Source organism: Allochromatium palmeri (assembly GCF_009720725.1).
Classification (GTDB): Bacteria; Pseudomonadota; Gammaproteobacteria; order Chromatiales; family Chromatiaceae; genus Thermochromatium; species Thermochromatium palmeri.
Window position 1 is genome coordinate 105,908 of sequence record NZ_WNKT01000010.1, and the last position, 6,360, is coordinate 112,267.

The 6,360-nt window shown below is 62.5% G+C and carries 6 protein-coding genes; 4 read left to right on the forward strand and 2 right to left on the reverse strand.

Translation table 11 applies throughout. The features are described from left to right. Positions 1-213 precede the first annotated feature (213 nt). The 4 genes from GJ668_RS07095 (at position 214) to GJ668_RS07110 (ending at position 4,432) form a co-directional block, all read left to right on the forward strand. Positions 214-3,063, forward strand: coding sequence for a valine--tRNA ligase (locus GJ668_RS07095; RefSeq protein WP_155449448.1), 2,850 nt, complete (start codon positions 214-216; stop codon positions 3,061-3,063). Between the two features lie 57 nt (positions 3,064-3,120). Next, on the forward strand, positions 3,121-3,381 hold the full coding sequence (locus GJ668_RS07100; RefSeq protein ID WP_155449449.1) for a UPF0175 family protein: 261 nt from the start codon (positions 3,121-3,123) through the stop codon (positions 3,379-3,381). A gap of 269 nt (positions 3,382-3,650) precedes the next feature. Next, positions 3,651-4,121 (forward strand): hypothetical protein, encoded by a 471-nt coding sequence (locus tag GJ668_RS07105; protein ID WP_155449450.1) that lies wholly within the window; start codon positions 3,651-3,653, stop codon positions 4,119-4,121. After that, entirely contained in the window at positions 4,094-4,432 is a 339-nt protein-coding gene (locus tag GJ668_RS07110) for a hypothetical protein (protein WP_155449451.1), read from the forward strand. Before GJ668_RS07105 ends, GJ668_RS07110 begins: the two co-directional genes overlap by 28 nt. 39 nt (positions 4,433-4,471) lie before the next feature. Here GJ668_RS07110 and GJ668_RS07115 read toward each other — a convergent pair whose 3' ends face one another. Further along, a complete protein-coding gene (locus GJ668_RS07115) occupies positions 4,472-5,590 on the reverse strand; it encodes a Fic family protein (RefSeq protein ID WP_155449452.1) in 1,119 nt (372 codons plus the stop codon). A 220-nt stretch (positions 5,591-5,810) separates the two neighbouring features. Continuing rightward, positions 5,811-6,008: an Alvin_2107 family globule sulfur oxidation protein gene (locus tag GJ668_RS07120; RefSeq protein WP_155449453.1), complete on the reverse strand. Its 198-nt coding sequence runs from the start codon at positions 6,006-6,008 to the stop codon at positions 5,811-5,813. Between the last annotated feature and the right edge of the window lie 352 nt (positions 6,009-6,360).

Consider the following 6,360-nt stretch of genomic DNA (forward strand, 5'->3'; position numbering starts at 1 on the left):
ACGCTAACCTAACCACATGGCCCCAGTTGAACTCACGGCTTGAGAATGCGGTGATGGCCATAGGTTCCTCCGCGTGAAAACCGAGAGAGTGACGTCACTCCATTATTGGCCATCGACAGGGTATTCGCCACGGCGGCGACAGCCTGCCTTGCCCTTGTCTGAGCGGGTTATACTTCATCGCTTTCGCATCGCCCGACCACGAGCCTGAGCACCATGCTGGACAAGAACTACGACCCCCAAACCCTGGAAGCCCATTGGTACCGCCACTGGGAGGAACGCGGCTATTTCGTGCCCGCCGAAACCGCGCGCGAGGCCGCCCAGAGCGCCTACTGCATCATGATCCCGCCGCCGAACGTCACCGGCAGCCTGCACATGGGTCATGCCTTCCAGGACACCATCATGGATGCCCTGGTTCGCTATCACCGGATGAAAGGCGAGCAGACGCTGTGGCAGGCCGGCACCGATCACGCCGGCATCGCGACGCAAATGGTCGTCGAGCGCCTGATCGAGGCCGAAGGCCAGACGCGCCACAACTACGGACGCGACGCCTTCATCGAGCGCATCTGGGACTGGAAGGCCGAATCCGGCGGCACCATCACCCGCCAGTTGCGGCGCATGGGTGCCTCGCTCGACTGGGCGCACGAACGCTTCACCATGGACGAAGGACTCTCGGAGGCGGTGCGCGAGGTCTTCGTGCGCCTCCACGAAGAAGGCTTGATCTATCGCGGCAAGCGGCTGGTGAACTGGGATCCGGTGCTGCACACGGCCGTGTCAGACCTCGAAGTGCTGTCCGAGGAAGAAAGCGGCTTCATGTGGGAGATGCGTTATCCCATCGTCCAGCCGCCGGGCGCGTCCGGCCCTCAGTTCCTGGTCGTCTCCACCACCCGCCCCGAGACCATGCTCGGCGACTGCGCGGTCGCTGTGAACCCGGAAGACGAGCGGTATAAACACCTGATCGGCGCCTTCGTCGAGCTGCCGCTGACCGGACGGCGCATCCCCATCGTCGCCGACGAGCACGCCGATCCCGAGTTCGGCACCGGCTGCGTCAAGATCACCCCGGCGCATGACTTCAACGACCATCAGGTGTGGCTAAACCATCGCGACGAGACCGCCATCGCCGCGCAGCCGCACGGCGGACTCATCAACATCTTCACGCCCGACGCCGCTATTCGCGACAACGAACCGGAAGAAGGCCAGTTGCTGCCGGCGGCCTATATCGGACTCGACCGCTACGCGGCGCGCAAGCGCATCGTTGCTGATCTGGAAGCCGCCGGACTGCTCGCGGCGGTCAAGGATCACCGCCTCCAGCAGCCGCGCGGCGACCGCTCGGGCGCGGTCATCGAACCCTATCTGACCGACCAGTGGTATGTGCGCGTCGCCCCGCTCGCCGAGCCGGCCATCGCCGCCGTCGAGAACGGCGACATCCGTTTCGTCCCCGACAACTGGAAGAACACCTATTTCGAGTGGATGCGCAACATCCAGGACTGGTGCATCAGTCGCCAGATCTGGTGGGGCCATCGCATCCCGGCCTGGTACGACAGTGAAGGCAACGTCTATGTCGGGCGCTCCGAGGATGAGGTTCGCGCCAAGCATGGCTTTGGCCCCGAGGTCGAACTGCGCCAGGACGAGGACGTGCTCGACACCTGGTTCAGCTCGGCGCTCTGGCCCTTCAGTACGCTCGGCTGGCCGGAGGACACCGACCGGCTCAAGACCTTCTATCCGACCTCGGTGCTGGTGACGGGCTTCGACATCATTTTCTTCTGGGTCGCGCGGATGATCATGATGGGTCTGAAGTTCATGGGCGACGTGCCCTTCCGCGAGGTCTACATCCATGGACTGGTGCGCGACAAAAACGGCGACAAGATGTCCAAGTCCAAGGGCAACGTCCTTGACCCCATCGATCTGATCGACGGCATTGACCTGGAATCCCTGGTCGAGAAGCGCACCAAGGGCATGATGCAGCCACATCTGGCCGAAAAGATTACCAAGGACACGCGCAAAGACTTCCCCGACGGCATCCCGGCGTTCGGCACCGATGCACTGCGCTTCACCTTCGCCGCGCTCGCCACCACCGGACGCGACATCAAGTTCGACCTGCAACGCACCGAGGGCTACCGCAACTTCTGCAACAAGCTCTGGAACGCCTCGCGCTATGTGTTGATGAACACTGAAGACCAGGATTGCGGCCTGGGGTCGGACCCGATCGAACTGAGTGCCGCCGACCGCTGGATTCGCGCCGAACTCGACCGCACCATCGGCACCGTCACCGAGTCCATAGACATCTACCGCTTCGACCTGGCGGCGCAGGCGCTCTACGACTTCACCTGGAACGCGTTCTGCGACTGGTATCTGGAGCTGTCCAAGCCGGTGCTGACCGGCACGCAATCTTCAGACGCGGCCAAGCGCGGCACGCGCCGCACCCTGGTGCAGACGCTCGAAACCCTGCTGCGTCTGGCGCATCCGATCATGCCCTTCATCACCGAGGAGATCTGGCAGAAGGTGCGGCCGCTCGCCGGTGTCGAGGGCGATACGATCATGCTGGCGCCCTACCCCGCGCGCGATCCGTCTGCCGAAGACGCCCAGGCCGTCGGCGAGATTGACTGGGTCAAGCAGTGCATCCTCGGCATCCGGCGTATCAAGGGCGAGATGAACATCGCGCCCGGCAAGCCGCTGCCGATTCTGGTCGTCAACGCGACCGAGCAGGAACAGCAGTGGCTGGAGACGGCGCGGCCTTATCTGGACTTCCTCGCCCGCACCGAGTCGATCACGGTGCTCAATGACGAGTCGCAGGCACCCGAGTCGGCCATCGCGCTGGTCGGGGCCATGAAGATCCTGATCCCGATGGCGGGTTTGATCGACAAGGACGCTGAGTTGAAGCGGTTGGACAAGGAGATCGCGCGCCTGACCGACGACAGCGCCCGCACCGAGGCCAAGCTCGCCAATCCGGCCTTCGTCGACAAAGCGCCAGCGGCGGTGGTGGACAAAGAGCGGGCCAAGCTGGCCGAGCACGCGGCGGCGATTGCCAATCTGCGGGCGCAGCGCGACAAGATTGCGGCGCTCTGAGCCGGCCATGGTCACGAAGCGGGAGCTTCGTGACCAGACAAATCTTAGGAGCCCCTCATGCACGTCTCGTTTTCTATCGATGACGATATCCTGTTCTCACTGAGAGAATCCGCTGAAGAGTTCACGCGCGATATGCGTTTTTTGGCGGCGCTGATGTGGTATCGCAAAAACAAGCTGTCACTGGGCAAGGCGGCGGAACTGGCCGGCTACAGCAAGCTGGAGTTCATCGAGCGCATGAAACTGGACGGTAAGCCCATCTTCGACTATGACGCCGCGCAGATGGACGAGGTGTTCGCGGACGTGGCCAAGTTGCCGTGATCGTCGTGGCCAACACGACGCCGATCGGCCATCCACGCCCAAGGACTGGTCTCACTGCTCGCCGAACTGCACGACGCCCTCGCTGCCCTAGCCGAACTGGGCCTGGTCCAGCGCGAGGGCGAGCACTACCGGATGGCCGGGAGCCGGTCGGGTGGATAGGCCGAGCGCAACGCGAGGCCCAAGGATGATAGCCTGATCGACATCATCGATGCCAAGTCGCCGGCGGGGTATCGGATTGGGATGTTGGGGGAGTGGTAGAATCGCCGGCCATGACCGAATCTCAACGCCAATCGATGCGGGAAGCCCGAGAGGCACTGATCAAGGCGCGGGATGTCGGCGTCTGGGGGACGAAGAACCTCAATCGCAACAAGCGGCGCACCGATGCGCTGGTCGCCGACCTGGAGCCGATGGCCCATGAGCCGGAAGTGGCCGCTCTTCTGGATCGTATACGTCGCGACCCGGCGCGCGTCGATAGTCGTGAACTACACTACATCCAGCGGCGCTATCAAGACGGCGAGGCGTTGAGTAGTGCCGATGAGATGGACGCCCTCTATCGGCGCATCCTGAGCGATCAGGAGGCACGTTTGTATCGAAAGGGCGGAGTCCGTTATCAAGTTCGATCGCCGCGCGAAGGTTGGAACGCCATTTTCGATCCGGACGGCACGCGCGTCAGTCTGTACCCTGATCTCGACGATGACTTTGGTGAAATGCTATGGATGCTAAGCGATCTGATCCGGTAGCCCGCTATCGCGAATATGCCTGGTTTCAATTCTCCATGGACGGCGAGGGTCTCGGGCTACGCGAAGCGCGAGAGTGCTTGAACGAAGCGCAGGCGCTGTCTCAAGATGTGCGTGAACTCGATGAGATCGTCATCGAGGCCACGCAGGTCAACGACTACATCAATCCAGGATTGCTGGAAGACGACCCACGCCAACCACTCGCCCACTGGTGGTGGCATCTCGGAAAGTTACGCAACCACAGCTATCCCGCGTCTCTGTTGCCCGAACACTTGCGCGCGGTCTACCTGGATGCCACGGATCAGGCGGCTTGACTCACAACAGATCGAATGCCAAATACCGACACCGCACCATCACAGCCACAGAATCTCGTACCCGCTACTCCGCCCACCCTGACCGGTAGGCCGCAAGCACCCCTTCTCGACCAGATCGGCCAGTTCGCGATAGGCGGTCGCGCGGCTGGTCTTGGTCAGGCCCATATACTTGCGGGTATTCATGCCGCCCGCGAATCCGTCCGGGCCGGCATCCAGCAGACGGTTGAGCACCTTGCGCTGACGCTCGTTGAGCACCGTCGCCTGATGCCGCAACCAGAAACGCGCCTTGGCCAGGGTCTTGGCCACCGTTTGCTCCGCCGCTGTCGCCGCCGCCTCGACCTGCGCCAGAAACCACACGAGCCATTCGGTGACGTCCAGCCCGCCGCGCTGGGTGCGTTCCAGGATGGCGTAGTAACCGGCGCGTTCGCGCTGGATCTGCGCCGAGAGACTGAAAAGACGCATCGGCTGCGACTCGTCCTGGGCGAGGGCCATGTCGGTGATGGCGCGGGCCAGCCGACCGTTGCCGTCCTCGAAGGGATGCAGGGTGATGAACCAGATGTGTGCCAGGCCGGCGCGCACCAGTCCATCCAGATCGGCGGGAGCCGCGTTGAACCAGGCGAGGAAGCGATCGAGCTGGGCCTCCAGCCCGTGGCGAGGCGGTGCGATGAAATGGACCTGCTCCCTACCAATCGCCCCCGAGACCACCTGCATCGGCTCATCGCCGCGCAGTGTTCCGACACGGATGGCGTGCAGACCCGAATAGCCGGTCGGAAACAGCGCCGCCTGCCAACCGAACAGACGTTCGTTGCTCAGAGGAACATCATGGCGCTGCGTGGCATCCAGCAGCACATCAATCAATCCATCCACGGCACGCGGCGGCACCGGCAGACCGGCGGTCGGCAGTCCCAGATGGCGGGCTACGGAGGAGCGCACAGCGTCCAGGTCGAGTCGTTCGCCCTCAATGGCGCTGGTGGTCAGGCCGTCTTCCACCAGAATGGCCGCCACAGCCTCCAGTGTCAGGTCGGCATCGAGCAACCGCGCCGCCCCAAGCACCTTACCCTGGGCCAGCCGGGCGCGGGACAGTCCAGGTGCGAATCGGACCGCATCCCAGCGAAACTCAGGCCAGTCGGGGGACTCCCAGATCCAGGTATGAGGCATTTGGAAACCATAATCGCTTCAAATCATGAAGCGATTATGCGGAGCGATCGCCTCATGAGCAAGGGAGACGACAGCGCCGTAAGCACTGGGACGATCACGATGGAAACAGTATCTTTGGCCAGGAAGAAGGCCAGACGAGCCGCGTCCAGCCCAGAGGCGCCGCGCGTAGGTCGGCGTGGCTCTGGACGCGGTCGAGGGAGGGGGACGCGCTAAATTGCGATCAGGCCGTGACCCACTGCTCGAAGTTATCGGCGTTCTTTTCTTCGCCGTCGCTGTAACCTGCCTCATAAGCGTCGGTCAGGCGCTGCTCCTCGCGCTTGGGGTTCTGCAGGCAACCACACTGCCACCCCTGGATGTACTCATCATCGACGCCCAACTGTTCCATCTTGGTCACGGCATCGTAGTAGAACTGATTCATTTCCGGTCTCCGAGCAATGTCATTGTTTGAGGGCTCAGTCATCGGGGGACTTCGCCAACTCGATGTCGTTATGAAGGCGGGCCGATCGTCGAGGATCGCCATCGCCCTGTCCTCTCTCGCTACAACTCTCGGACGGAACGCCGCCCGGGTACGGACGCGATCGCGGGGACGAGAAGGGTGATAAGAATACAGCGTTTTTCTAATAGGCGACAAGTATGCTTGGACGAAGGGTGCGACCATAACTGATGCGCTGGCTTAAACTGTAGGTTCCATGGAACTGTCTTGTGAGGCTCCTGCCATGCCAACGTACGCCCAAAGCGATAAAGAGTTGCTTGAGGCACTGAATCGCAAC

Coding starts and splice junctions, on each gene's coding strand:
- GJ668_RS07115 (WP_155449452.1), bottom strand. CDS start 5,590: ATGCCTCATACCTGGATCTGGGAGTCCCCCGACTGGCCTGAGTTTCGC.
- GJ668_RS07120 (WP_155449453.1), bottom strand. CDS start 6,008: ATGAATCAGTTCTACTACGATGCCGTGACCAAGATGGAACAGTTGGGC.
- GJ668_RS07105 (WP_155449450.1), top strand. CDS start 3,651: ATGACCGAATCTCAACGCCAATCGATGCGGGAAGCCCGAGAGGCACTG.
- GJ668_RS07110 (WP_155449451.1), top strand. CDS start 4,094: ATGGATGCTAAGCGATCTGATCCGGTAGCCCGCTATCGCGAATATGCC.
- GJ668_RS07100 (WP_155449449.1), top strand. CDS start 3,121: ATGCACGTCTCGTTTTCTATCGATGACGATATCCTGTTCTCACTGAGA.
- GJ668_RS07095 (WP_155449448.1), top strand. CDS start 214: ATGCTGGACAAGAACTACGACCCCCAAACCCTGGAAGCCCATTGGTAC.